The 24,123-nt window shown below is 36.8% G+C and carries 20 protein-coding genes and 1 riboswitch; of the genes, 8 read left to right on the top strand and 12 right to left on the bottom strand.

Annotated features, from left to right (window positions below; translation table 11 throughout):
* Positions 1–76: 76 nt before the first annotated feature.
* From GXW81_RS10350 to GXW81_RS05980, 3 genes are all read right to left on the bottom strand, one after another.
* The gene (locus tag GXW81_RS10350; protein ID WP_185153014.1) at positions 77–262 is read right to left on the bottom strand and encodes a hypothetical protein; all 186 of its coding nucleotides are present in this window, start codon (positions 260–262) and stop codon (positions 77–79) included.
* A 435-nt stretch (positions 263–697) separates the two neighbouring features.
* Positions 698–1,087: a hypothetical protein gene (locus tag GXW81_RS05985; RefSeq protein ID WP_161531597.1), complete on the bottom strand. Its 390-nt coding sequence runs from the start codon at positions 1,085–1,087 to the stop codon at positions 698–700.
* Positions 1,088–1,772: 685 nt separating this feature from the next.
* Positions 1,773–1,934, bottom strand: a complete 162-nt coding sequence (locus GXW81_RS05980; protein WP_161531596.1) for a hypothetical protein — start codon at positions 1,932–1,934, stop codon at positions 1,773–1,775.
* A 294-nt stretch (positions 1,935–2,228) separates the two neighbouring features.
* Here GXW81_RS05980 and erm(F) point away from each other — a divergent pair, with 294 nt between their 5' ends.
* On the top strand, positions 2,229–3,029 hold the full coding sequence (gene erm(F), locus GXW81_RS05975; RefSeq protein ID WP_042005545.1) for a 23S rRNA (adenine(2058)-N(6))-methyltransferase Erm(F): 801 nt from the start codon (positions 2,229–2,231) through the stop codon (positions 3,027–3,029).
* 271 nt (positions 3,030–3,300) lie between these two features.
* On the opposite strand, the gene GXW81_RS05970 is transcribed toward erm(F), so the two are convergent.
* Entirely contained in the window at positions 3,301–3,795 is a 495-nt protein-coding gene (locus GXW81_RS05970) for an NADPH-dependent FMN reductase (protein WP_064964836.1), read from the bottom strand.
* A gap of 121 nt (positions 3,796–3,916) precedes the next feature.
* Between GXW81_RS05970 and GXW81_RS05965 the strand changes: the two genes are divergently transcribed.
* Together GXW81_RS05965 and GXW81_RS05960 are read left to right on the top strand one after the other, a co-directional pair.
* The gene (locus tag GXW81_RS05965) at positions 3,917–5,389 is read left to right on the top strand and encodes a lipopolysaccharide biosynthesis protein (RefSeq protein ID WP_064964837.1); all 1,473 of its coding nucleotides are present in this window, start codon (positions 3,917–3,919) and stop codon (positions 5,387–5,389) included.
* Between the two features lie 137 nt (positions 5,390–5,526).
* Positions 5,527–7,794: an aconitate hydratase gene (locus tag GXW81_RS05960; protein WP_015345567.1), complete on the top strand. Its 2,268-nt coding sequence runs from the start codon at positions 5,527–5,529 to the stop codon at positions 7,792–7,794.
* 81 nt (positions 7,795–7,875) lie between these two features.
* On the opposite strand, the gene GXW81_RS05955 is transcribed toward GXW81_RS05960, so the two are convergent.
* Positions 7,876–9,306, bottom strand: coding sequence for a CCA tRNA nucleotidyltransferase (locus GXW81_RS05955; RefSeq protein WP_161531595.1), 1,431 nt, complete (start codon positions 9,304–9,306; stop codon positions 7,876–7,878).
* Positions 9,307–9,625: 319 nt separating this feature from the next.
* On the opposite strand from GXW81_RS05955, the gene GXW81_RS05950 reads away from it, so the two are divergent.
* The 4 genes from GXW81_RS05950 to GXW81_RS05935 all read left to right on the top strand — a co-directional run bounded on the left by GXW81_RS05950 (position 9,626) and on the right by GXW81_RS05935 (position 14,036).
* Positions 9,626–10,834: an RsmB/NOP family class I SAM-dependent RNA methyltransferase gene (locus tag GXW81_RS05950; RefSeq protein ID WP_161531594.1), complete on the top strand. Its 1,209-nt coding sequence runs from the start codon at positions 9,626–9,628 to the stop codon at positions 10,832–10,834.
* Positions 10,835–11,496: 662 nt separating this feature from the next.
* Positions 11,497–12,183 (top strand): hypothetical protein, encoded by a 687-nt coding sequence (locus GXW81_RS05945; protein WP_161531593.1) that lies wholly within the window; start codon positions 11,497–11,499, stop codon positions 12,181–12,183.
* Positions 12,184–12,206: 23 nt separating this feature from the next.
* Complete coding sequence (locus tag GXW81_RS10515; protein ID WP_260393561.1) at positions 12,207–13,268, top strand: hypothetical protein; 1,062 nt, start codon at positions 12,207–12,209, stop codon at positions 13,266–13,268.
* A gap of 48 nt (positions 13,269–13,316) precedes the next feature.
* Positions 13,317–14,036 carry a DNA-binding domain-containing protein gene (locus tag GXW81_RS05935; protein ID WP_161531592.1) on the top strand — a complete coding sequence of 240 codons (720 nt, stop codon included), beginning with the start codon at positions 13,317–13,319 and terminating at the stop codon, positions 14,034–14,036.
* 211 nt (positions 14,037–14,247) lie between these two features.
* Here GXW81_RS05935 and GXW81_RS05930 read toward each other — a convergent pair whose 3' ends face one another.
* The 4 genes from GXW81_RS05930 to GXW81_RS05915 are packed head-to-tail and all read right to left on the bottom strand — an operon-like array spanning position 14,248 to position 17,919.
* The gene (locus tag GXW81_RS05930; protein ID WP_161531591.1) at positions 14,248–14,811 is read right to left on the bottom strand and encodes a hypothetical protein; all 564 of its coding nucleotides are present in this window, start codon (positions 14,809–14,811) and stop codon (positions 14,248–14,250) included.
* A 51-nt stretch (positions 14,812–14,862) separates the two neighbouring features.
* Entirely contained in the window at positions 14,863–16,143 is a 1,281-nt protein-coding gene (gene bioA / locus GXW81_RS05925) for an adenosylmethionine--8-amino-7-oxononanoate transaminase (RefSeq protein ID WP_161531590.1), read from the bottom strand.
* The gene (bioD, locus tag GXW81_RS05920; RefSeq protein WP_161531589.1) at positions 16,140–16,757 is read right to left on the bottom strand and encodes a dethiobiotin synthase; all 618 of its coding nucleotides are present in this window, start codon (positions 16,755–16,757) and stop codon (positions 16,140–16,142) included. Before bioD ends, bioA begins: the two co-directional genes overlap by 4 nt.
* 4 nt (positions 16,758–16,761) lie before the next feature.
* Entirely contained in the window at positions 16,762–17,919 is a 1,158-nt protein-coding gene (locus GXW81_RS05915) for an 8-amino-7-oxononanoate synthase (RefSeq protein ID WP_161531588.1), read from the bottom strand.
* Between the two features lie 107 nt (positions 17,920–18,026).
* Between GXW81_RS05915 and GXW81_RS05910 the strand changes: the two genes are divergently transcribed.
* The gene (locus GXW81_RS05910) at positions 18,027–19,211 is read left to right on the top strand and encodes a beta-ketoacyl synthase N-terminal-like domain-containing protein (RefSeq protein ID WP_161531587.1); all 1,185 of its coding nucleotides are present in this window, start codon (positions 18,027–18,029) and stop codon (positions 19,209–19,211) included.
* 45 nt (positions 19,212–19,256) lie between these two features.
* Here the strand turns inward: GXW81_RS05910 and metF are convergent, their stop codons facing one another.
* From metF to GXW81_RS05895, 3 genes are read right to left on the bottom strand one after another with little or no spacing between them, the layout of a single operon-like run.
* A complete protein-coding gene (gene metF, locus GXW81_RS05905) occupies positions 19,257–20,213 on the bottom strand; it encodes a methylenetetrahydrofolate reductase [NAD(P)H] (protein WP_161531586.1) in 957 nt (318 codons plus the stop codon).
* Between the two features lie 32 nt (positions 20,214–20,245).
* Positions 20,246–22,933 (bottom strand): methionine synthase, encoded by a 2,688-nt coding sequence (gene metH / locus GXW81_RS05900; RefSeq protein ID WP_161531585.1) that lies wholly within the window; start codon positions 22,931–22,933, stop codon positions 20,246–20,248.
* On the bottom strand, positions 22,930–23,943 hold the full coding sequence (locus GXW81_RS05895) for a homocysteine S-methyltransferase family protein (protein WP_154469336.1): 1,014 nt from the start codon (positions 23,941–23,943) through the stop codon (positions 22,930–22,932). Before GXW81_RS05895 ends, metH begins: the two co-directional genes overlap by 4 nt.
* 67 nt (positions 23,944–24,010) lie before the next feature.
* Positions 24,011–24,113: riboswitch (SAM riboswitch) on the bottom strand.
* Positions 24,114–24,123: the final 10 nt, after the last annotated feature.

The raw sequence follows: 24,123 nt of genomic DNA, 5'->3' as shown, positions 1-24,123 counted from the left end.
AAAATGCCAGCTAACGGTCAGGGTATTGCCGAAGGCGGGGCTTCTCAGCACCCAACTTCAACCCAAATACCATACTTCAAAGGTAAACAAATTTTTCTAAAATGCAAATATCCCCCGCTTGCGACAATACCTTGTTACCAGCTGTACTATTTTTTGTCTTTTCCGCATAGTTTTCAGTCCGCACGTTTTTCACATTTTCAGCGTTCAAGTCCACAATTTGACAGTTTAGTTTTTCAGCCTTTAAGTCAGTTCCGAAATCCATTCGTTTTTCCGCTTTTCGTCAGTTTGAGGTTCTTTCCTTTCAGATTTTTCCTCTCTTTTTAGATTTTAAAAGTCCAACATTCAGTCGAGTGTTACGAGTTATCAGCTGTACTCTCCAACATTTTTTAAGAGTCGGCTCATTCAAATATGCTTTCAAGTCGTCCGTTGTAGAAAATGAATTTAGACCCTCTAACACATTCTGCTCAACTGGGTCTGAATTCAGTTTCTTATTATTCACAATTTAGAGCGTTTTGAATCGTTTCAGTTCCTTAGCGAAATGTTTGGAGTGTATAGCTGGTAACGTTTTGCAGCTTGGCGAAGTGGCGGACTTTGAAGCACTTACTTTCAATTTAGCAATAATGTTCATTTGAAAACCAAATGTTCAATTTAGCACTAAACCCGCCATTTTGCCAAACTGCTGTTAGCAAATCGGTTTTCAATTCCATTCTATGTTTAATTTATCTAATTCGGTTCTCAATTCGGTTAGTGAATTCGGATCAATTATTTGAGTATTGATTGTTAATTCATCTTTTTCTGATTTTATAATATAGTCACCAGCAAAGTTTTTGATTTGCTTTATATCATTAAGATTTATTTTCTTTCCAAATGGTCTATTCTCCATAATAAATCCGTTTTCTATTGATAAATATTTGTATTGTCGTTGGTAAAAGTATAAACTCAAGTAAATAACAGAAATTACAATCCAACCATAATCTAACCAACTCGTTTTTTCTTTTGTTAGAATATTAATAAAGAACCAAGCAAACCAAATCAATCCGAAAATTAGGTTTATATTCATTTGCTTTTTTTTATAACTTATTTTCATATCATTTTAACTTTTGCGTTCTGTTTTAAACTGTTTGCTAACGGAAAAAGTATTTGCGAAGGGCGGGCTAAATTGGACTTTAAGTTCAATTCAGCACAACCGTAGCGAATGCTTTTTCCGTATTGCTAATTTAAGAAAAAAAGTAATACGGAAAAGCAGAGGCGGATAAATATACCCAAATTTTCAATTCAACACCTTAATCCCGCCTTTTGCAAATACTATGTTAGCAGAAGTTGTTTTTAGTTTTTGTAGATTGTCGCTATTATTTCCTTGTTACTTTCTTTTATTTGGTCTATAATTATTCAGGCAACCTCAGTTGAAATTTTTATTGATATCCAGTTTAAAGGGATTCCATTTTCTATTTTTCTCACTTCTTCTATTTGCTCTATTTTTTGGCTTTTTTTAAATCCGTGAAAATTTAGCATAATTATTTTTCGATTTCAATATTTCCTTCAATTAATTCTCCTATTATAAAGAAACCTTGATTTATATTTTTGTAGAATCGTAGATTAAGAATTTTCCAACTGCGGATTGACTTGTGGTTTCCATTATTTATTCAGTTTCGAGAAAAATTTTTGCAAAATATTTTTTCTATCATTTTCAGCAGGTTCATACGGCTCATAGATTCCATAAATTAAATTTGAAAATTCTCCAGCAGAAAATCTTACAATTTTATTTCCAGAACTTATTTCGAAAACATCAAAATCATATTTTTTTTGTGGAGTGGATCTTGAATTTGGATTTTTTCTCCAGTATTTTTCCAGTTAAAATCCCAAATATTTAAATTTTCTATAAAATATGGTTCACTCTCAACAATAGTTTTTTTGAACTGCCAAACTTCTTTCATTTTTTACAGGGAATTTGGTTACAATTTCTGCTAACGTTTCTCAGCTATACGCAGGCAGGGATTTTAACCACTGAACTTCCTACGAAGAACTGAACTTCAAATTTACCACTTTCCTGTCTTACGAAGCACGAACCCCCTGCTTGCGTATAGGTGATGTTATGCGGTCGGCTTTCATTTTCTCTTCTTTCTCGTTAATTTGTCAAGCAAAGTTACTAAATTTGCAGTCAAGCAATTTCAATTTTTGAATTATGAATTGTGATTTGAATTCAAGTATTCACCTGTAAGAAGTTACTAATGACAAAAAAGAAATTGCCCGTTCGTTTTACGGGTCAGCACTTTACTATTGATAAAGTGCTAATAAAAGATGCAATAAGACAAGCAAATATAAGTAATCAGGATACGGTTTTAGATATTGGGGCAGGCAAGGGGTTTCTTACTGTTCATTTATTAAAAATCGCCAACAATGTTGTTGCTATTGAAAACGACACAGCTTTGGTTGAACATTTACGAAAATTATTTTCTGATGCCCGAAATGTTCAAGTTGTCGGTTGTGATTTTAGGAATTTTGCAGTTCCGAAATTTCCTTTCAAAGTGGTGTCAAATATTCCTTATGGCATTACTTCCGATATTTTCAAAATCCTGATGTTTGAGAGTCTTGGAAATTTTCTGGGAGGTTCCATTATCCTTCAGTTAGAACCTACACAAAAGTTATTTTCGAGGAAGCTTTACAATCCATATACCGTTTTCTATCATACTTTTTTTGATTTGAAACTTGTCTATGAGGTAGGTCCTGAAAGTTTCTTGCCACCGCCAACTGTCAAATCAGCCCTGTTAAACATTAAAAGAAAACACTTATTTTTTGATTTTAAGTTTAAAGCCAAATACTTAGCATTTATTTCCTGTCTGTTAGAGAAACCTGATTTATCTGTAAAAACAGCTTTAAAGTCGATTTTCAGGAAAAGTCAGGTCAGGTCAATTTCGGAAAAATTCGGTTTAAACCTTAATGCTCAAATTGTTTGTTTGTCTCCAAGTCAATGGGTAAACTGTTTTTTGGAAATGCTGGAAGTTGTCCCTGAAAAATTTCATCCTTCGTAGTTCAAAGTCGGGTGGTTGTCAAGGTGATTTTTTTTGGTTTGGTGTCGTCTTTTAAGCTGCCGCATAACACACAAATATACGAAATATTTCCAATCAGAAAAATATTTAATTAATTTCTTAAAAAGAAATCAATTAAAATATTGATAACTAAACACATAAATAAAAAAACATTATTGCGTATTTTCTATTATCTTTATAAACAAACCATAATCATAAGAGAAAAAACAAACATCTAATACGCATAATTATTTAGAGGTCAAAATATTTTTTTTCACCACAACAAAACACTTCTAATATCTTGCACCAATTCTCTAAATTCCTCATTTAAAAAATCACCGTTAAAATTAGCAATATTTTTAGCATAGATTATTTCCCCTCCAAAACGAGGTAACATATTTTTTGCTACTTCTAGAGCGGATTTGCCTCCCATTTTCCCAGGAGAGGAACTTAGGAGCACCACTTTTTTATTTTCCAAAAAACTTCTTTTATAGCGAGAGAGCCAGTCTATAATATTTTTGAAAAATGCTGTTAGATTACCATTGTGTTCCGCTACAGAAATCATAACTACCTCGGATTCAAATATTAAATTATACAACATCTCCACATCTTTCGGGAAGCCCTTTTGTTCTTCGTCTATACCATACATAGGGATTTCATATTGCGTAAGAAAAAGTTCGTTAAAACCCAATTCTTGCGAAAGATATCCAATCAACTTCTGATTAATAGACACACTACTATTACTTCCTGCTATACTTATATATTTCATTGTTTTAAATAATTTTACGGCAAAGATAGCTTCTTGCAACTATAAACTCTATTAACATAGGTTAAGAATTTTAAAACAAGTGTTAATTATTTTGTTAATTTTGCAGCTCATTGTTTGATTGATGAATGTTATTGCAAGACAAGGTATAAAGTACTCTATAATAGGCTACTTAGGCTTTTTAATAGGCACTCTATCTTCTGTATTCCTATTCCCTCACGATTATGAGTTTTATGGAAAACTGAGATACATTCTGCCTATGGCGGAAACTTTTCTACCAATCGTTGTCTTTGGAATTTCTTTTTCTAATGTTAAATTCTTTTTTTCCGCAGAAAAACAAGGGCTCAACCAAAGCATGCTCTCTCTCTCTCTGCTAGCTGTAGTTTTTAATTTTATAGTATTTTCTGGAGCATTCTTTCTAGCTTGTTTCTTATTTCCTAGTCTTAAAGAAACTCAGTTTTGGAATATGAAATACCTCATATTACCATTACTTTTTCTACTTTCCATTTCCTCAGTCCTCAACAAATACATTTCAAATTACAAAAGAATAGCAATACCTAACATTTTCGAAAACTTATTCCCTAAAATCGCTAATATAGGAGCATTTTCGTTGTTTTTCTTTCTAGGAATTCCAGAATACGGTGCTTTAGCTTTTTTTCTAGGAATATTTGTATTGTCTCTAGCTGGATATTTTTGGTATAATAAAAAATTAACTGGGTTTAAATGGGATTTTTCCACACAGTTTTTTAGGACTAATAATACTTGGAAAAAATTTTTAGAGTACAGTTTTTATGGCTTTTTAGGAAACATTGGTAACTATATTGCTATCAAGATAGACAATGTAATGATAAGCGAATTTCTCAACTTTACCCTAAATGGTGTTTACTCCAACATTTATTCTATCTTACAACTCATTGCCGTACCTGCTATGGGGCTTTACACCATCTACGCTCCACTGATAAACCAATGTTTTGAAGAAAACGACATGGCTAAACTCCAAGCCTCTCATCAAAAAACTTCTCTTAACCTTTTCTGTATAGGGATTATTCTTTACACTTGTCTTTTAGCTGGATTTCCATTTTTAGGACAGATGATTAAAAACGGAAACGAACTATTAGACCACCAATACCTACTATGGATACTAGGTCCTGCTATTCTTTTTGATTTAGCTACAGGTTTCAATGGGCATATCATTTCCATGTCTAAATACTTCAAGTTCAATATAGTAGTTATGCTATTTTTAGCATTTGCTACAGTAGGACTTAATCTCGTATTTTTACGCTATACCGACTTAGGAATTATGGGAATAGCCTTAGCAACCGCTATTTCTCTCACCACTTTTAACATTATTAAAATTATATTCAACCGAATATATTTTGGGGTATTTCCACTTTCTTTAAAGATGCTATATATGTCTTTATTATGTGGTGGAACAATACTACTGACATACAATCTACCTGCTTCACCTTGGGCAATAATGGACTTTATTTATCGTCCTGCACTTGCACTTAGTATTATTCTTTTAGGTAACTATATGCTCAAAATTTATCCAACCCAACAACTCATTGCTCCTCTATTAAAAAAATTGAAACGATAATTTTTGAAAACTCATTTTTCACACATCTATTACCCTTATTTATAATCAATCTAAACTCATTAAAACCACTATTCCGTATAAAATTTGTATTTTTGTGGATATTAAATTTTTAATACGGAAAACAAACCATTTATAATATGACTTTTGATTTTGATATGATTAAGAAAGTTTACTCTGATTTTGAAAATAGAGTAAACGCTGCGAGAGAGTTTATGGGAAGACCTCTTACCTATTCTGAAAAAATCCTTTGTGCTCACCTTTTTTCTGAACAGAAACCAGAAGCGTTCAAGAGAGGAGAATCTTATGTAGATTTTGCTCCAGATAGAGTAGCAATGCAAGATGCTACAGCACAGATGGCTCTTTTACAGTTTATGCAAGCAGGTAAGGCTAAAGTAGCTGTACCTTCTACAGTACACGCAGACCACCTTATACAGGCTCGTGTAGGAGCAGATAAAGATTTACAAGAAGCTGAAAATAAAAATAACGAAGTTTATCAATTCCTTCAATCGGTATCTAACAAATATGGTATTGGATTCTGGAAGCCGGGAGCTGGGATTATCCACCAAGTAGTGTTAGAAAACTATGCATTCCCTGGTGGTATGATGATTGGTACTGACTCTCACACGCCTAATGCTGGTGGTTTGGGTATGGTAGCCATAGGTGTAGGTGGTGCTGATGCTGTAGATGTAATGGCAGGAATGCCGTGGGAACTAAAATTCCCAAAAATGATTGGTATCAAACTTACAGGTAAACTTAATGGTTGGACTTCTGCTAAAGATGTTATCCTAAAAGTAGCAGGTATCCTTACTGTAAAAGGAGGTACAGGTGCCATTGTAGAATACTTTGGCGAAGGTGCAGAAGCTTTATCTTGTACAGGTAAAGGTACTATCTGTAATATGGGTGCAGAGATAGGTGCTACTACTTCTATATTTGCTTACGATAATAATATGGGCGAGTATCTTCGTTCTACAGGTAGAGCAGATTTAGCCGAGGCTGCCGATGCTATCAAAAATGTACTTCGTGCAGATGAAGAGGTTTACGCTAATCCTGAAAAATATTACGACCAAGTTATTGAAATCAACCTTTCTGAATTAGAACCACACTTAAACGGACCTTTCTCTCCAGATATTGCAACACCTATTTCAAAAATGAAAGAGGAAGCAGAGAAAAACGGTTGGCCTACTAAGGTTGAAGTAGGGTTAATTGGCTCTTGTACTAACTCTTCTTACGAAGATATTTCTCGTGCTGCTTCCGTAGCGAAACAAGCTCAAGAGAAAAACTTAAAAGTAGCTGCCGAATACACCATCACTCCAGGTTCTGAACAAGTAAGATTTACTGTAGAAAGAGATGGCTATTTAGATACTTTTGATAAAATCGGAGGTAAAGTATTTGCTAATGCTTGCGGACCTTGTATCGGACAATGGGCTAGAGAAGGTGCTGAGAAACAAGAAAAAAATACGATTGTACACTCATTCAACAGAAACTTCTCTAAGAGAGCAGATGGTAACCCTAACACTTATGCTTTCGTAGCTTCTCCAGAATTAGTAACGGCGTTAGCTATTGCAGGAGATTTAACTTTTGACCCTAGAAAAGACAAATTAACTAACCAAAACGGAGAAGAAGTTTTATTAGACGAACCTCAAGGGTTTGAACTTCCTCCAAGAGGATTTGATGTTGAAGACGCAGGCTATATTGCTCCAGCTGAAGACGGTTCTCAAGTTCAAGTAAAAGTAGCTCCAGAGTCTGACAGACTACAATTACTAGACGCTTTCCCTGCTTGGAACGGAGAAAATGTAATGGGAGCTAAACTGTTAATTAAAGCCTTTGGTAAGTGTACTACAGACCACATTTCTATGGCTGGACCTTGGTTAAAATATAGAGGACACCTAGATAATATCGCTAACAATACCCTTATTGGTGCTGTAAACGCATTCAATATGGAAACCAACAAGGTTAAAAACGAACTTACTGGTGAGTATATGGAAGTTCCTGCATCAGCGAGAGCTTACAAAGCGGCTGGTATCAAAACGGTTATCGTTGGGGATAACAACTATGGCGAAGGTTCTTCTCGTGAGCACGCTGCAATGCAACCTAGACATTTAGGAGCTATGGCGGTTTTAGTAAAATCTTTCGCTCGTATCCACGAAACTAACCTTAAAAAACAAGGTATGTTAGCTCTTACTTTTGCAAACGAAGCTGATTATGACAAAATCAAAGAAGGAGATACTTTCAACTTTGTAGATTTAGCTGAATTTGCTCCAGGTAAGCCTGTTACTATTGAGTTAGTACACACAGATGGATCTAAAGATACTATCTTAGCTAACCACACTTACAATGATGGACAAATAGGTTGGTTTAGAGCTGGTTCTGCATTGAACTTGATTAAGCAACAACAACAAAAATAATCTGTAATCTGTATAATAAAAAAGCAGAGCCAATGGCTCTGCTTTTTTATTATTTATTTTTATTATGCTGTGATAATTTTTTTAAACACAAGGTTTCAATCCTATTTTTTCTGCTTCTTTTATCACGAAATCTTTAGCTTCTTCGGGAGTGTTAGAAATTTCACCTTCCAAAATTGCTTCTTTTACTTTTTCCTTTAAAATCCCAATTTCTCTACCTGGTTTTAGTTGAAACAAAGCCATTATTTCCTCCCCAGAAATAGGCGGCTGAAAATTTCTTATTTGGTCTTTCTCCTCCACCTCTTTTATTTTTTGAGCAACATACTCAAAGTTCTTTCTAAAGCGTTCTTGCTTTTTGGCATTTTTAGTAGTAATATCAGCCTTACATAGTGTGAATAAATCCTCCAAATCTTCCCCTGCATCAAACAATAAGCGTCTAAGAGCAGCATCAGAAGTATCATCTGTTACTAGAGCAATAGGTCTAGATGAAAGTTTCACCATCTTTTGCACATACTTTAAGTCTGCCCCTAGAGGCAACTTCAATCGCTGGAAAAGAGGTTTAGCCATTTTAGAACCTAAAAACTCGTGTCCGTGGAATGTCCAGCCAATACCATCTACAAATTTCTTGGTAGGAGCTTTCCCTATATCGTGCAACAGTGCCGACCATCGTAACCAAAGTTTATCCGTATGTTTAGATATGTTATCTACTACTTCTAGTGTATGGTAAAAATTGTCTTTATGCGTTTGTCCTTCTATTTCTTCTATACCTTTAAGAGCGGTAAGTTCGGGGATAATCTTCTCTAAAAGTCCCGTATCGTCTAAGAGCTTCAAGCCTATAGATGGTTTTTCGGAAAGCATTATTTTATTAAACTCTACCATAATACGCTCCATTGAGACGATTTTTATCCTGTCCGCTTCCTGTTTTATCGCATCTAGAGAATTTTGTTCCACCTTAAAATTAAGCGTAGAAGCAAATCTAATCGCTCTCATCATTCTAAGAGGATCATCAGAATAAGTTTGCAGAGGCTCTAGTGGGGTTTTCAGAATTTTTGACTCTAAATCTTGTACTCCACCAAAAGGATCCACCAAACGCCCAAAGTCTTCCTTTCCTAAAGAGATTGCCATCGCATTGATGGTAAAATCACGGCGTTTTTGGTCATCTTCTAGGCTTCCTTGCTCCACAGCAGGCTTTCGGCTATCTTCCGAATAGCTTTCTTTTCTCGCACCTACAAATTCCAATTCTAGCCCTTTCCACTTTATCATAGCAGTCCCATAGGTCTTGAATACCGATACTTTCAGATTAGAATCCAGCTCCTTTGCTACCGCTTGTGCCAACTCTATCCCACTTTGCTCCGTTACAAAATCTATATCCGTAGGCACTTGTCGTTTCATAAGCAAATCCCTCACATAGCCTCCCACAATGTACGCCGTCTGCCCTCTCTCCTCCGCTACTTTAGAGATAGTTTTAAATAGTTTAAGATTTCTATTCTGATTAAGATTGATATATTTTTCCATGAATTCTAAGAACCAACTAGCTATTTAACCCTGCAAAGATAAAAAAGAGAAAACAAACCCCCACCCTTTTGTGCCCAATAATTAGGGCGTATCCCTCGCCGAAGCATTCCCTACCGCTCGGGTCAGGCTTTCGGCTTTATCTTTTTCTCGTCGTTCCTCCTCAAAAAAGGATACCGCCTCTATCCTTTACGCTTTAATATCCGTTTCTGTATGGAGTTATGGTTTCATTTTAGTACTTTTGCAGAGGAGAAGTCAACACCTTTATTATGAGTATTAACTTACTTCCGTTCATTTTAGAATTAAAAACAATAAAACACTTATGCAACTCATACACCGCAACCTACTTATTGGCATACACGACGCACTTAGAGAAACCTTTTTTGAAAAAAACAAATACGCCGACAAAGTCATAGAACGACTGCTAAAAGCCAACAAAAAATGGGGAAGCCAAGATAGAGCGGTAGTTTCAGAGATATTTTATAACATTATCCGTTGGAAAAAACGCCTAGAATACTATATGGGCGAAGGCGTAAAGCCCAACAATATCTATAGGCTTATCCTTGCTTATCTGCTTTGGAGCAAAACGCATTATAAAAAGTTTGAAGAATTTGACGGAATTAAAATAGCCGACATCATCACCAAACTGAAAAAAAATACCGTCCCTACCAAAGCCATAGAACATTCTATCCCTGAATGGCTCGCGGAAACACTAGAAAAAGAACTTGGCGAAGCATGGGAAAAAGAAATGATAGCCCTTAACCAACAAGCAGCTACTGTACTAAGAGCCAACACACTCAAGACAACGCCAAAGGAGTTGGTAGCAGACTTAAACGACGAGGGCGTGGAATGCCACAACCTCAAAAACTACCCTGAAGCCATAGAGCTAAAGGAAAAGAAAAATGTTTTCCTTACCTCTGCTTTTAAAGACGGATTGTTTGAAGTACAAGATGCAGGGTCTCAAAAAATTGCTCATTTCTTAGAGGTTAAAGAAGGTATGAGAGTGGTAGATGCTTGTGCAGGTGCAGGCGGCAAGACACTTCACATCGCTGCCCTGATGAAAAACAAAGGGCAAATTATTGCTTTAGATATTTTTGAGTGGAAACTTGCCGAGCTGAAACGCCGAGCTAAAAGAGCGGGAGCTCACAACATAGAAACTAGATTTATAGAGGACAACAAAGTTATTAAAAGGCTACACGATAAAGCCGACCGCCTCTTGCTAGATGTACCTTGTTCTGGATTGGGCGTTCTAAAAAGAAACCCCGATTCTAAATGGAAAATAGATACCGATTTTATAGAAAGAATAAAGACAGAGCAGCAACAAATCCTCCAAGATTATTCTAAAATCCTAAAAAAAGGAGGTAAGATGGTGTATGCTACCTGCTCTATCCTACCATCAGAAAACCAAAATCAGGTAAACACATTCTTGGCTACAAACCCTAACTTTAGACTTATCAAAGACCAAAGCCTCCTCCCTAGCGAGGGCTACGATGGTTTCTACATGGCTCTTATAGAAAGATTGGAAGATTAACAGTAAAGCATTATAAGGTCGTTTAAAACAAGTTTAAACGACCTTTTTTAGTTTTAAAAACACCTAGAGTTTCTAATTTATCAAAAAAAACTTGCATACTTCCGCAAAAGGTAATATGTTTGTCATAGTTTTTATGACACACCATATCAATAACATACAACTAAGTGTAAAAAAATTGCAAAATTATTTGGCTAGCTCAAATAATTTCGTAAACACACACACACACACACACACACACACACACAAATAGTTTCGTGGGTATGCGTTGTATTATATAGAAATTTACTTAAACTTTTATCGTTAAACCCAAATACGGTTCCGCCAACTTTCGTTGGGGGCTTTTCGTATTTACACCATTCTAAATTTAGCTTTCATCAATACTTACTAAAAGCACCATTGTTTTGTCTCATAACATGGTCGTTCTTGTTGGGTGCTTTTAGTGCTCAGGGGGAGTGTAATGCTCTTTCTGTTTTAGCCTTCCTCCTCGTTTTGTGTGTGTTGAGAGGGGGGAGGCATTTTTTTAGGGTAGAGGATAGATTTCAGAGTTTAGAACTTAGTACAGCCTCATCAACCCTTAAACCGAACCTCCAACCTCTAAAATCCAATATCTAACCTCTATAATCTTAAACAATTAAATATCAACAATTCTAAAATTAAATGTTATGAAAACAAAAACAACCAAACTAAGTGTATGTGCCTTTTTAGGTCTAGGTTTAATGGCTTATGGGCAGTATGATGGTAAAGTAGGCATCAATGAATCTCAGCCCCAAGCCACTTTAGAAATAAAACCGAATACCGCTAATAGTCTAAGCACGGCTTCTACTGTAGAAGGGGTGCTAATTCCTAGGGTCAGCCGTTTGAGAGCTGCCAACATGGGGTCGGGTGTAGCGGAATCTACTTTGCTTTACATTAGCTCTGTGGCAGACGGTACTGCTTCGGGAACCACAGCTAATGTAGATGCTACGGGCTTTTACTTCTTTAAAGGAGGGGTTTGGGTAAAGTTGGGAGCAGAAGCTACTAGTACTACAGGAGGAGCTACGCTACAATCTATTACTGGTAATATTAGAGAAGTAGCACATGCCAATATTGCAGAATGGAGCGTGCCTAATACTTTTGCTTTAGCACAAACTGGAGACCAGCAAATAGTCCTTCCAGACCCTAAAAAATATATAGGGAAAATAATTTCTGTAAACAATCAGCACAATACTGCATTAGCTTACTCTGGAACCAATCAGCCTAAGAATGTTAACGCTTTGGCTTCTGGCAAAGCCCATATCCTCATGGCAGGATTACAAGATCCAAAAGATGAAAATAGTGCTATTTGGTACCTTATCGGCGGTAGCTACTAGGTATTATCTTAAATTATATCGTTATGAAAAAAATCATCTTATTAGGGTTATTGGCTTTTTTTACAGCTAATGCCCAAATTCAAGTTCAAAATCAATCTACTAATACTATAGGAGGAGAAAACCCCTTTATGGACGCCTCTTATTTTAATCAGTTTTCTAATACTCTAGGAAAGGGGTTGTATTTTCCTACTACCAATTTAACCACTTGGGAATTTAAACTCTCCTCAATTGATCCAGGTAAGTTTTCTAACTACTTTGATGGTATGGTGGTGTATAACTCGGGGACAGGTCTTACGGTATCTGATACCAGTAAGGGAGGAAAGCAAGTGAGTGTAAGCCCAGGGTTCTATTACTTTAAAAATCCTAATCAAACTTTTCCTACGGGCAGTGTTGCCAATGGGGAATGGGTAAGATTGAGTAGTGACGGAGGGGTATCTACTAACCTCTACACTGCAGATGGCACTCTAGCAGGGAATAGAACGGTAACTCTAGGGTCTAATAATCTAGTGTTTAAGGGAGCAGGGAATATAGGGATTGGTACTGATGTCCCAACTACTAAGCTAGATGTGGCTGGAGGAGTAAAGATAGCAGACGGCACCCAAGGCGAAGGAAAAGTTTTAACGAGTGATGCCGAAGGTAAAGCTAGTTGGACAAGTACCGCTCTAAAAGCTCCTAACTATGCTGTCCCTGACGCGATATGGAGTGGTGATGGAAAACCATATGAAATAGACTTGCAAGATGCAGTGGTTTACGGTCCCTATACTGTTCCTAAAACAGGCTGGTACACTTTAGTTTCCAGATGGTTTTATATGCAAAATAACAACATCAATAATGGAGGAAATGCAGATGAAGGCTCTGCATCAGCATGGATACAAATAACGGATTTAAATTATTTCTCAATGGATGTGCATAATCTCTTTTATGAAGATAGAAAAGTTGTAAATACTTATTTTGCAACTACTACTGGTAATGGGGCATTTATTTATTTAAAACAAGGCACAAATTATTATATACATCAGCATACAAGATATACAATGAAACCTGCAACAGGAGAACGAAACTTTCGTTTACATTTTGTACAATAATTATCATATAAATATCTAACATTTATCTAACATTAAAATTTTACACTTATGAATACACTAAAAGCATGGTTGCGTCCCAACCTATTGACCAAAGATGACCCTAACGATTTTGTAGCCGTACCCCTTCTAGGTGGTAGTCTTGGCATTACAGAAATCATAGAAGCCCTTAAAAAAGAAGGCATGGAGATACAAACTGAAACGGCAGTAGATATTATCACTCGTTTTAACCGCAAAGCCTCGGAATTGGTACTTAATGGGTATAGCGTAAATACAGGACTGGTGTATATGCGTCCTGCCATTAAAGGCGTATTTTACGATAAGACTTGGGATAAGGAGAAGCATTCGGTGTATGTAAATGTGAACCAAGGTCTAGACCTTAGAAAAGCGGTAGCAGACACTAAGGTAGAAATCCTAGGTGAACAATCTAGTCCAATGAGTGTGTTCAGCATTACCGACAAAGCCACAGGCAAAGCAGACGGCACACTCACTAAAGGTAAGAATGCCGAAATTAAAGGCACTTATATTAAAATAGACGGCGACAGTCCTAAAAATGGTATCGTCTTTAAAAACTTAGACACTCAGCAAGAAGTGAAACTCTCAGCAGAACATATTGTGCTTAATGAGCCGTCAAGGTTACTCATACTGGTTCCTGCAGATTTAGAAGCAGGTAATTATGAGCTAAGTATTACCACACAAAGCAGCACGGGTTCCGTTTTACTAAAGGAACCAAGAACAGAACGACTGCCTAATCCCGTGGTTATTGTCTAGTAAAAAGTATTTTAATAAAACTAAGGCTACTCATTAGATGAGTAGCCTATTTTGTTACCTTTTACCGAATGCTACAGAACAGAGTATCTGTCCTTACCGTAACGGGGTGTCTGTCCTTAGGCTAACGGATAGTCTGTTACGGTAAGGACAAACATGCTGTTGAAATTCACTAGAGAGGTTTATTTCTAACCATTAAGTCAAGTATGTAGTTTTAATCTAAAACCACCCACTGATTATTCTTAAAAACTACAGTGATATGAGCTTTTTCTTTATCATTATGCTTTATCATTACTTCTATCTTATCATTTTTAATTGAAACAAAATCCAATAAATAGACTGGCTTTTTTTCTTCTGAAAGATTAAAGCTAAATTTCATTGAATCAGCATTAAAATAATTCTCATCTAAAAGCCCTCCTGTTACTACTGTTGTGTTTTTAACTTTATAAAGCGGTTCATAGGCCTCTGTAGAATTTATACTAATTTCTTTTGCTTCGGTATTAGGAGCCATTGTACCATTAAAACGATCATCGTTACCACAGATAGAATGCTGCTTTTCCACTGCAATGTAAAGGGTGTCAGATTCAGGTAATCTGTTCACTACTTCGTGTATGAGTAAATTGGCAAGCTTTTTAACCTCTTTTGTTTTTTGAATTACTAGCGATTTATCTTCTTTCGGTAATGGCTTAGGGTTAGATTTCTCCCCTTTGCACGCCACTAGCAAAGTAATTACTACCATTAAAAAGGAATAACCTATTTTTTTATACTGATGTATCATATCTTTAAATTATTTTTTATTGAAACAGGTAATTATTCTTTATAATTCTCATCATAAAACCTCTCCAAATTTATCTATACTCTCCAATATTTTTTGGTAAATGATATTGAGGCTTTCATCAGAAATGGTATAAGGCGGTAATACATAAATCGTATTACCCACAGGGCGAAGAATTACCCCTTGCTCTATAAAAAACTGATATAGCCTGTTTCTTAAATTTCCATAATAATCGTGCTTACCGTCTACCTCTAACTCAAATGCTAAAATAACACCTAGCACTCTAGCATTAGCCACTTTCTTCCCTTCTAATTGTTTCAAAAACTTCATATGAGACTGATGAACCCGTTTAATATGCCCTTGCATTTCGTCTGTAAGCAAGAGATTTATAGCCGCTAAAGCTGCCGCACAGCCCGTAGGATTAGCCGTGAAAGTATGCCCATGAAACAAGGCTTTATTAACATCATCATCATAAAACCCTTGAAACACCTCCTCCGAAAAGCTAGTAACCGCCATAGGTATAGTTCCCCCCGTTAGAGCTTTAGAAAGACACATCATATCTGGCTGTTGAGAAAGATATTCACAAGCGAAAGTTTTACCTGTTTTACCAAAGCCCGTCATAACCTCATCAGCTATGGTAAACACTTGGTTTTGTTTAGCAATAGTAATCAATTGATTGAGAGGCTCTGCATCGTACATTTGCATTCCTGCCGCACCAAGTATCAATGGTTCAAAAATAAAGCACGCAAACTCATCTGTTTTTACCAAAGTTTCAAATTGTTTAATGCATCTTTCCTCGTTTCCTTTGGTAGGTACAGGAATTCTTTCTACTTCTATAAGGGAGTTTTTAAATGCTTCGGTAAAAAATGAAATCCCACTAGCCGCCATTGCTCCAAAGGTATCTCCATGGAAAGCATTTTCAAAAGCAATAATCTTAGTTTTTTTTAAACCTTTGTTATAAAAAAATTGGAGGGCTGCCTTGATGGCTATTTCCACCGCTGTAGAACCATTATCCGAGTAAAATATTTTTTTTTGATTAGAGGGCAATAAACTTAATAACCGCTCTGAAAGTTCAATTGCTTTGGTATGCGTAAAACCTCCAAACAACACATGCTCTAAAGTATTAAGCTGGTTATAAATAACTTCTGCCAAAACAGGATTACTATGCCCAAACGGATTAACCCACCAACTGGCAATGCCGTCTATATAGCATTTGTCATTGGTATCCCATAAAAACTCGCCTTTACCTTTCACAATAACAGGGAGTTCTTTTAGCCCTTTATGTTGTGTGTAAGGGTGCCAATTGTATTCTAAATCTTTTTCGTTCCAATTCATTTTTTGAAAAAATTAGCATTAAAAATAGAAGCGTATTTTCGTACTGTTTCTTTATCCCATATAGGTTCTTCCGCTACCCTACCTATTACTTCCAGTTGAGTTTTAGAGATGATAATCTGTTCCGTAGAAGGATTGGCGTCTCCATTAAATACAATACCTAAAAAATCAACGCCTTTATTTTTAAGCACTTCGTAAGTCATTAAAGTATGGTTGATACTTCCTAAATAGTTTCTAGAAACTAAAACCACCTTATAATCTTCCTTAATAAAATCTAAAAAAGTATCCTTATCATTTATGGGAACCATCACACCGCCTGCACCTTCTATCACCAAATCGTTATCGGTAAGAGGTTCTACCATAGATTCAAGATTGATAGATATACCATCTAATTCTGCTGAATAATGCGGACTAGCAGGTGTATTAAGGGCATAAGCATTTGGGTGAAACGATACATCTGTACGAGTAACTAAATTTTTCACTTTATCTGTATCCGAAAAGTCTAAATCTCCTGCTTGTATAGGTTTCCAATAATCAGCTCCTAAAGCCTCTACCAATATGGCAGAAATCATAGTTTTGCCAACCTCTGTACCTATGCCTGTAACAAATAGTTTCATAAGTTTATTTCTTTACATTAGAAATGATAAAATCGTGGGCAATTTCTAAAGCTCCCGTTATCTCCGAAGGTGTGTTGTAAGCGTGTATGCAAAATCTCAATCGTTCCTTACCTTCGGGAACGGTAGGCGAGAGTATTGCTTTGGCAATGTAGCCGTTTTCTTCCAAAGTTTTAGACAATAGTTTAGCTTGACTATTGCCCTGTACCAGCATACCTTGTATAGGAGCCTTACTAGAAATAAAGTAATCTTTAAGCCCTAGGCGTTCTACTTCGCTTTTGAAAAAAGCGATATTCGTATGTAATTTTTCTCTTTGATGTGTTTGAGTTTTAAGGGCTTTATATCCCTTTAAAATAGAGAGCACCGAATGACTATCCAAAGCCGTAGTATAAATAAAACTCCTTGCAAAATTGATAAGATATTCTCTCAACAATTCCGAACAAAGCACCGCCGCACCGTGGCACCCTAAACCTTTACCAAAAGTAACCACCCTACAAAGCAAAGCCGAATGCTGACACCATACTTGGCTCAGTCCGCTCCCATATTCTCCAAAAACACCCAAAGCGTGAGCCTCATCTATAATAACATAAGCTCCATAGCGTTGAGCAAGATTCAGAAGAGCCTCAATATCAGGAGCATCGCCGTCCATAGAGAAAACAGATTCTGTAACGATGTAAATCTCTCCTGCAACTGATGTTTCTTTTTTGTTTTTAAGTAAATGTTCTAAGTCTTCTAAATCGTTATGTTTAAACTTTTTAGATTGTGTGTAAGACAACCGAATGCCATCTCGTATAGAAGCGTGAGAAAGTTCATCATACAATACCCAATCATTCCTTTGAGGTAAAGCACTAAGCACGCCTAAATTAGCATTATATCCCGAATTGAAAATAAGAGCTGCTTCCGACTGATGAAAGCCTTTAATAACCTCTTCTACCTCTCTAAAAATAGACAAATTGCCAGACAATAGTCTAGATCCCGTAGAGCCTCCCAATGCCTTTGGATACGAAGCAACTTTATCATCTTCTAACAAAGATTCTTTAGAAAAACCTAGATAATCATTAGAAAAAAAATCTACATATTCGCCTGTGTATTCCGTTAACACTCGCCACGCATTTTTTTCTTTTCGTTCGGAAATTTTATCTAACAATCTTTTGGGAATATTCATTTTAAAGGGAATAATTCTGGGGCTAAAGTACAAAAATATCGCTAAAAAGTAGATTCAGTCCATCTCATATTTTTATCTTTGCTCCTTCTTAAAACAGATTTAGACAGATGAAGCTAGACGAGGCTATTGGTATTTACGGATTTGGCAGTGTATCTGCTCTAGGCATGCACAAAACAGATATTTGGAGTGCCTATTGTGATAACAAAACCTACTTAAAAAAAGAACTTTCCAACGGAGAGATTACTTTAATGGGAAAACTGCACGATAGCATAATACCTCATCTGAATGCTTTAAAAGAAGAACACCCTTCTTACAAAAAGCTAGACCCTTCTGTACTGTACGGCATACTTGCTTCAAGAATGGCCTTTAAAGAAGCCCTATGGAATACTAACGATAATATTGGAGTAAATTTAGGTTCCTCCAGAGGTGCTACTGAAAGTTTTGAAAAATTCTACCAAACTTTTTTAGAAACAGGAAAAACTCCTACTCTAACCTCTCCACTTACCACTTTGGGTAATATTTCAACTTGGGTGCTTCAGGATTTAGGTATTACGGGTCCAGACTTTTCTCATTCCATTACTTGCTCTACGGCTTTGCATTCGGTGGTTAATGGTATTGCATGGATAAAGGCTGGATTTACCAATCAGTTTTTGGTGGGTGGTGCCGAGGCTTCTTTAACACCTTTTAGTATTGCTCAAATGAAAGCCCTTAAAATCTACTCTCATCGCCTAGACAAAAACTATCCTTGCCTTGCTGGAGATATTTCTAAAACAGAAAATACGATGGTCTTAGGCGAAGGTGCTGGTGCTATGGCGATTGGTAAACTCATAGGCGAAAGACCACCATTCGCTTATATTACAGGGATAGGCGTTGCTTCGGAGCCTTTAACTCATAACATCTCTATTTCCGAAAGGGCTGAATGTCTTAGAATGACGATGGAGATGGCGACTCAAAATATTGACAAGTCTAAAGTAGATGCCATTGTGATGCACTCCCCTGGAACTATTAAAGGTGATACCTCCGAAAGATTTGCCATAGAAGATGTTTTTGCTCATCATAATACGCCTTTCATTACCACTAATAAATGGAAAATAGGGCATACCTTTGGAGCATCTGGAATTTTGAGTTTAGAATTGGCTTTACTGATGTTAGAACACCAGCAACTCATTGAGATTCCTTTTATTGAAAAAGAAAATATAACCAAAGAAAAGAAAATCAATAATATACTAGTAAATGCAGTTGGGTTTGGAGGAAATGCTGTAAGCCTATTGATTTCAAAGGAAATTGACTAAAAAAACGTTCAGGCTATCTTGCGATAGCCTGAACCAATATCAATCTTAAAATATAGCTTCTGCTATTTTTCTTACACTTTCGCTTTTGCCCATAGAGTAATAATGGAGAATAGGCACTCCGTTTTTCATTAAATCTTTACTTTGCTCTATACACCATTCTACACCTATTTCCTTTACTTCAGAATTACTAGACGCTTTCGTAACTGCTATTACCAAATCATCTGGTAAATCTACCTTAAATCTATGCGGAATAAGACTCAACTGACTTTTAGTCGCAATAGGCTTAAGCCCTGGTATAATTGGGACTTCTATCCCTTCAGAACGGCATCTGTCCACAAAATCAAAATATTTTTGATTGTCAAAAAACATTTGAGTTACAATATAATCCGCTCCTGCCTCTACTTTATTTTTAAGATAACCGATGTCTTGAGAAAAACTGGCTGCTTCCATATGCTTCTCTGGATAACCAGCCACACCTATGGAGAAGTTGGTTGGAGCCGCTTTTTCTAAACTGGTATCCAAATAAATACCTTGATTCATCTCCTGTATTTGTTTTACTAAATCCGAAGCATTGGCATGACCGTTTTTCTCTGGCTTAAAATAAATTTCGGATTTCACCGCATCGCCCCTCAGTGCCATGACATTATCTATGCCTAAGAAATCTAAATCAATTAAAAAATTCTCGGTATCCTCTCTATTAAAGCCACCACAAAGGATATGCGGAATAGCATCTACCTTATATTTATTCTGTATTGCGGCACAAATCCCCACTGTACCAGGGCGTTTTCTTACCACTCTTTTTTCTAGCAAACCATCTTTTACCTCTACATATTCATACTCTTCTCTATGGTAGGTAACATCTATAAAGCTAGGATTAAACTCAATAAGAGGGTCTATGGCATCAAAAATACATTTTATATTCTGACCTTTTAATGGAGGTAATATCTCAAACGAAAATAAGGTTTTACCTTCTGATTTTTTTATATGTTCTGTTACTTTCATAATCAATTTTAATATTTTACACAAAAACTAAACTACTCTGATAAGTTAGGAGTGAGCCATTTTCTTGCTTTTTCTATACTGATATTTTTTCTATTAGCGTAATCTTCTAATTGGTCTTCTGTAATTCTTCCCACTCCAAAATATTTAGCATGAGGACTTCCGAAATAATAACCTGACACCGATGCCGTAGGAAACATCGCTAAACTTTCGGTGAGGTAAACTCCTATTTCTTCCTCTACTTTAAGTACTTCCCAAATAGTTTCTTTTTCCAAATGGTCTGGACATGCAGGATACCCTGGAGCTGGACGAATCCCTCTATATTTTTCGGCAATAAGTGCCTCGTTATCTAAACTTTCATCTTGGGCATATCCCCAATATTTTAATCTTACCTCACGATGCAGATATTCTGCAAAAGCCTCTGCAAATCTATCCGCAAGAGCCTTTACCATAATGGCGTTATAGTCATCATTTTGAGCTTCGTAGGCTTTAGCTAATTCTTCCGTACCAAAGCCAGCCGTTACACAAAACAGTCCCAAATAATCTTGCTTACCTGAAGTTTCTGGAGCAATAAAATCCGACAAAGCATAGTAAGGCTTTCCTTTGGATTTTTTAAGCTGTTGCCTTAATGTTCTAAAGGCTATTTTCTCCTCATTTTTGTTGATGATAATATCGTCTTTATCATTAGACTGAGCAGGGAAAATACCAAAAATGGCTTTCGCTGTGAGTGTTTTTTCTTTCAAAATTTGGCTGAGCATTTTTTGAGCATCATGATACAATTCTTGAGCCTGAATACCAACGACCTCATCTTCTAAAATCTGTGGATATTTACCGTGTAAATCCCAACTTCTAAAAAACGGCGACCAATCTATATAAGGTAGCAATGCTTCCAAATCCTGATTTTCAATCACCTTTATTCCTAAACTATTAGGCTGGGAAATAGTTTCTTTATCCCAATCAATTTTAAAGCGTTCTTGTCTTGCTTCTTCTATTGAGACATATTCCTTCTCTATTTTTCTACCAAGAAATTTCTCTCTAAACTCATCATATTCCTCTCTCAAATTAAGAGCATAAGCATTAGATTTCTCTTTATTCAGTAGAGAACTTACCACATTTACCGCCCTAGAAGCGTCATTAACATGAACTACCGTATTGCGGTACTGAGGAGCAATTTTAACCGCTGTATGGGCTTTTGAAGTTGTAGCACCTCCTATCATTAAAGGAAATTCTAGATTTTGCCTCTCTAATTCAGAAGCAATGTGTACCATCTCGTCCAAACTCGGAGTAATTAGTCCACTAAGCCCTATAACATCTACCTTCTCGTCTATCGCTGTTTGGATTATCTTTTCAGCAGGTACCATTACGCCCAAATCTACAATATCGTAATTGTTGCAACCCAACACTACACTCACAATATTTTTACCAATATCGTGTACATCTCCCTTTACGGTTGCCATTAAAATTTTACCATTGGACGGTCGTGTAGCATCTTTTTCACGCTCTATGAAAGGCTGAAGGTAAGCCACGGCTTTTTTCATCACTCTAGCCGATTTTACCACTTGAGGCAGAAACATCTTCCCACTTCCAAATAAATCGCCTACTACGCCCATACCTGTCATAAGGTTATTTTCTATGATATCTAAAGGCTTTTCACTCACTTTAAGAGCAGTGTCCATATCTTCCTCTACAAAGCGGTCGATACCCTTTACTAATGAGTAGGTAATTCGTTCTTGTAAAGATTGTTCCCTCCACGATAAATCTTCTACCTTTTCCTTTTTGGTAGATTTATGCGTTTCTGAATATTCTAGTAGGCGTTCTGTAGCATCATCTTTTCGGTCTAATATAACATCTTCTACTAGGGTTAGAAGTTCCTTAGGAATTTCATCATACACCTCTAGCATGGTAGGGTTTACAATCCCCATATTCATTCCTGCTTGTATGGCGTGATATAGAAATACCGAGTGCATGGCTTCCCTCACAGTATCATTACCTCTAAAAGAAAACGAAACATTGCTCACGCCCCCACTTACCGAAGCATACGGTAAATTTTGTCTTACCCATCTCGTCGCTTCAATAAAATCTATGGCATTTCGTCTGTGTTCTTCCATTCCCGTAGCCACAGGAAATATATTAAGGTCAAAAATAATATCCTCTGGAGCAAAGTTGACTTTATCCACCAAAAGACGATAAGATTGTTCTGCTATTTCTATCCTTCTATCATAAGTATCGGCTTGTCCCACTTCATCAAAAGCCATAACAATAACCGCCGCACCGTATCTTTTTATTTTTTTAGCTTGATTGATGAATTCTTCTTCGCCACCTTTAAGACTAATGGAATTGACCACCGCTTTACCCTGCACTACCTGTAACCCAGCCTCTAAAATCTCCCACTTGGAAGAGTCTATCATAATCGGAATACGAGCAATATCAGGCTCGGAAGCAATGAGGTTTAAGAACTTTACCATGGCTTCTTTACCGTCAATAAGCCCATCGTCCATATTGACATCTAAAATCTGAGCTCCACCTTCTACCTGATGCCTTGCAATATCTAACGCTTCGGAATAGTTGCCCTCTTTTATCAGCCTTAAAAATCGTTTAGACCCTGCAACATTGGTTCTTTCCCCAACATTCACAAAGTTAGATTCGGGAGTGATGATAAGCGGCTCTAATCCTGACAATTTAAGTGGTCTCGCAGGAAGTTCTAACTGATGATTTCCTTTCATACGAGATTAAGTTTTCTAGGTTCATAATGTTTTACCAATTCGGCAATGGCACGGATATGCTCTGGCGTGGTACCACAACAGCCTCCAATGATATTGACTAACTGTTTGTCTAAATACTCTTTAACCTGCTCCGCCGTTTGCTCTGCCGTTTCATCGTATGCTCCAAAAGCATTAGGCAACCCCGCGTTAGGATACACCGAAATGTAAAAGTTGGAATGTTCTGACAAAGCCTGTAAATAAGGCGTGAGCTGCTTAGCTCCCAAAGCACAATTAAGCCCTACACTCAGCAAGTCTAAATGAGAAACCGAAATAAGAAAAGCCTCCGCTGTTTGTCCGCTAAGAGTTCTCCCAGATGCATCGGTAATTGTACCTGATACCATAATAGGAATTTTGGTATTTCTCTCCTCTGCCAGCTCATCAATGGCAAACAAGGCGGCTTTGGCGTTAAGCGTATCAAAGATGGTTTCAACAAGTAAAATATCAGCACCGCCTTCTAGCAATGCTTTTGCCTGTTGCTTGTAGGCTTTTCTTAAATCTTCAAAGGTAATTGCCCTATATCCTGGGTCATTAACATCTGGAGATAACGATGCCGTTCTGTTAGTAGGTCCCATTGCCCCTGCCACAAAACGAGGTTTATCAGGATTGTTTTCGGTGTAAACTTCACAAAGTTTTTTAGCAATTCTAGCCGATTCATAGTTGAGTTCTTCCACCAAAGACTCCATCGCGTAATCTGCCATTGCGATGGTGGTGCTAGAAAAGGTATTGGTTTCTATAATGTCTGCCCCTGCGTCTAAATACAAACGATGTATCTCTTCTATAGCTTGTGGCTGCGTGAGGGACAGCAAGTCGTTATTCCCTTTAACAGGATGTTCCCAATCTTTAAAGCGTTCGCCACGATAATCTTCTTCGGTAAAATTATATCGTTGTATCATAGTGCCCATAGCACCGTCCAAAATAAGTATCCTCTTTTGGAGCAAGGCATCGAGCTGATTAAATATGCTAGTTTCCATTTCAATAAAATTTAAAAAATCATTGAAATGTTAAAAAGAAAGCTCAAAAGGTAAAGTAGAAATCTTTTAGTTATCTATCCCAAAATAGGTAGAATGTAGCACCTTCTTTCTTGATGAAAGGGTTGCTAAGGCTTCACAGGGTCTAGTCCCTCCGCCTTTCTTGATAACATTTCCGATGAT

The organism is Riemerella anatipestifer (genome assembly GCF_009932355.1).
In the GTDB taxonomy this organism is placed as follows: Bacteria; Bacteroidota; Bacteroidia; order Flavobacteriales; family Weeksellaceae; genus Riemerella; species Riemerella anatipestifer_E.
This window is presented reverse-complemented; position numbering and strand designations above follow the sequence as displayed.

What these genes read in the sequence shown, in the direction of transcription:
- GXW81_RS10350 (WP_185153014.1), bottom strand. Translation starts at nt 262, where the DNA reads ATGGATTTCGGAACTGACTTAAAGGCTGAAAAACTAAACTGTCAAATT.
- GXW81_RS05985 (WP_161531597.1), bottom strand. Translation starts at nt 1,087, where the DNA reads ATGAAAATAAGTTATAAAAAAAAGCAAATGAATATAAACCTAATTTTC.
- GXW81_RS05980 (WP_161531596.1), bottom strand. Translation starts at nt 1,934, where the DNA reads ATGAAAGAAGTTTGGCAGTTCAAAAAAACTATTGTTGAGAGTGAACCA.
- GXW81_RS05970 (WP_064964836.1), bottom strand. Translation starts at nt 3,795, where the DNA reads ATGAAATATATAAGTATAGCAGGAAGTAATAGTAGTGTGTCTATTAAT.
- GXW81_RS05965 (WP_064964837.1), top strand. Translation starts at nt 3,917, where the DNA reads ATGAATGTTATTGCAAGACAAGGTATAAAGTACTCTATAATAGGCTAC.
- GXW81_RS05960 (WP_015345567.1), top strand. Translation starts at nt 5,527, where the DNA reads ATGACTTTTGATTTTGATATGATTAAGAAAGTTTACTCTGATTTTGAA.
- GXW81_RS05955 (WP_161531595.1), bottom strand. Translation starts at nt 9,306, where the DNA reads ATGGAAAAATATATCAATCTTAATCAGAATAGAAATCTTAAACTATTT.
- GXW81_RS05950 (WP_161531594.1), top strand. Translation starts at nt 9,626, where the DNA reads ATGCAACTCATACACCGCAACCTACTTATTGGCATACACGACGCACTT.
- GXW81_RS05945 (WP_161531593.1), top strand. Translation starts at nt 11,497, where the DNA reads ATGAAAACAAAAACAACCAAACTAAGTGTATGTGCCTTTTTAGGTCTA.
- GXW81_RS10515 (WP_260393561.1), top strand. Translation starts at nt 12,207, where the DNA reads ATGAAAAAAATCATCTTATTAGGGTTATTGGCTTTTTTTACAGCTAAT.
- GXW81_RS05935 (WP_161531592.1), top strand. Translation starts at nt 13,317, where the DNA reads ATGAATACACTAAAAGCATGGTTGCGTCCCAACCTATTGACCAAAGAT.
- GXW81_RS05930 (WP_161531591.1), bottom strand. Translation starts at nt 14,811, where the DNA reads ATGATACATCAGTATAAAAAAATAGGTTATTCCTTTTTAATGGTAGTA.
- bioA (WP_161531590.1), bottom strand. Translation starts at nt 16,143, where the DNA reads ATGAATTGGAACGAAAAAGATTTAGAATACAATTGGCACCCTTACACA.
- bioD (WP_161531589.1), bottom strand. Translation starts at nt 16,757, where the DNA reads ATGAAACTATTTGTTACAGGCATAGGTACAGAGGTTGGCAAAACTATG.
- GXW81_RS05915 (WP_161531588.1), bottom strand. Translation starts at nt 17,919, where the DNA reads ATGAATATTCCCAAAAGATTGTTAGATAAAATTTCCGAACGAAAAGAA.
- GXW81_RS05910 (WP_161531587.1), top strand. Translation starts at nt 18,027, where the DNA reads ATGAAGCTAGACGAGGCTATTGGTATTTACGGATTTGGCAGTGTATCT.
- metF (WP_161531586.1), bottom strand. Translation starts at nt 20,213, where the DNA reads ATGAAAGTAACAGAACATATAAAAAAATCAGAAGGTAAAACCTTATTT.
- metH (WP_161531585.1), bottom strand. Translation starts at nt 22,933, where the DNA reads ATGAAAGGAAATCATCAGTTAGAACTTCCTGCGAGACCACTTAAATTG.
- GXW81_RS05895 (WP_154469336.1), bottom strand. Translation starts at nt 23,943, where the DNA reads ATGGAAACTAGCATATTTAATCAGCTCGATGCCTTGCTCCAAAAGAGG.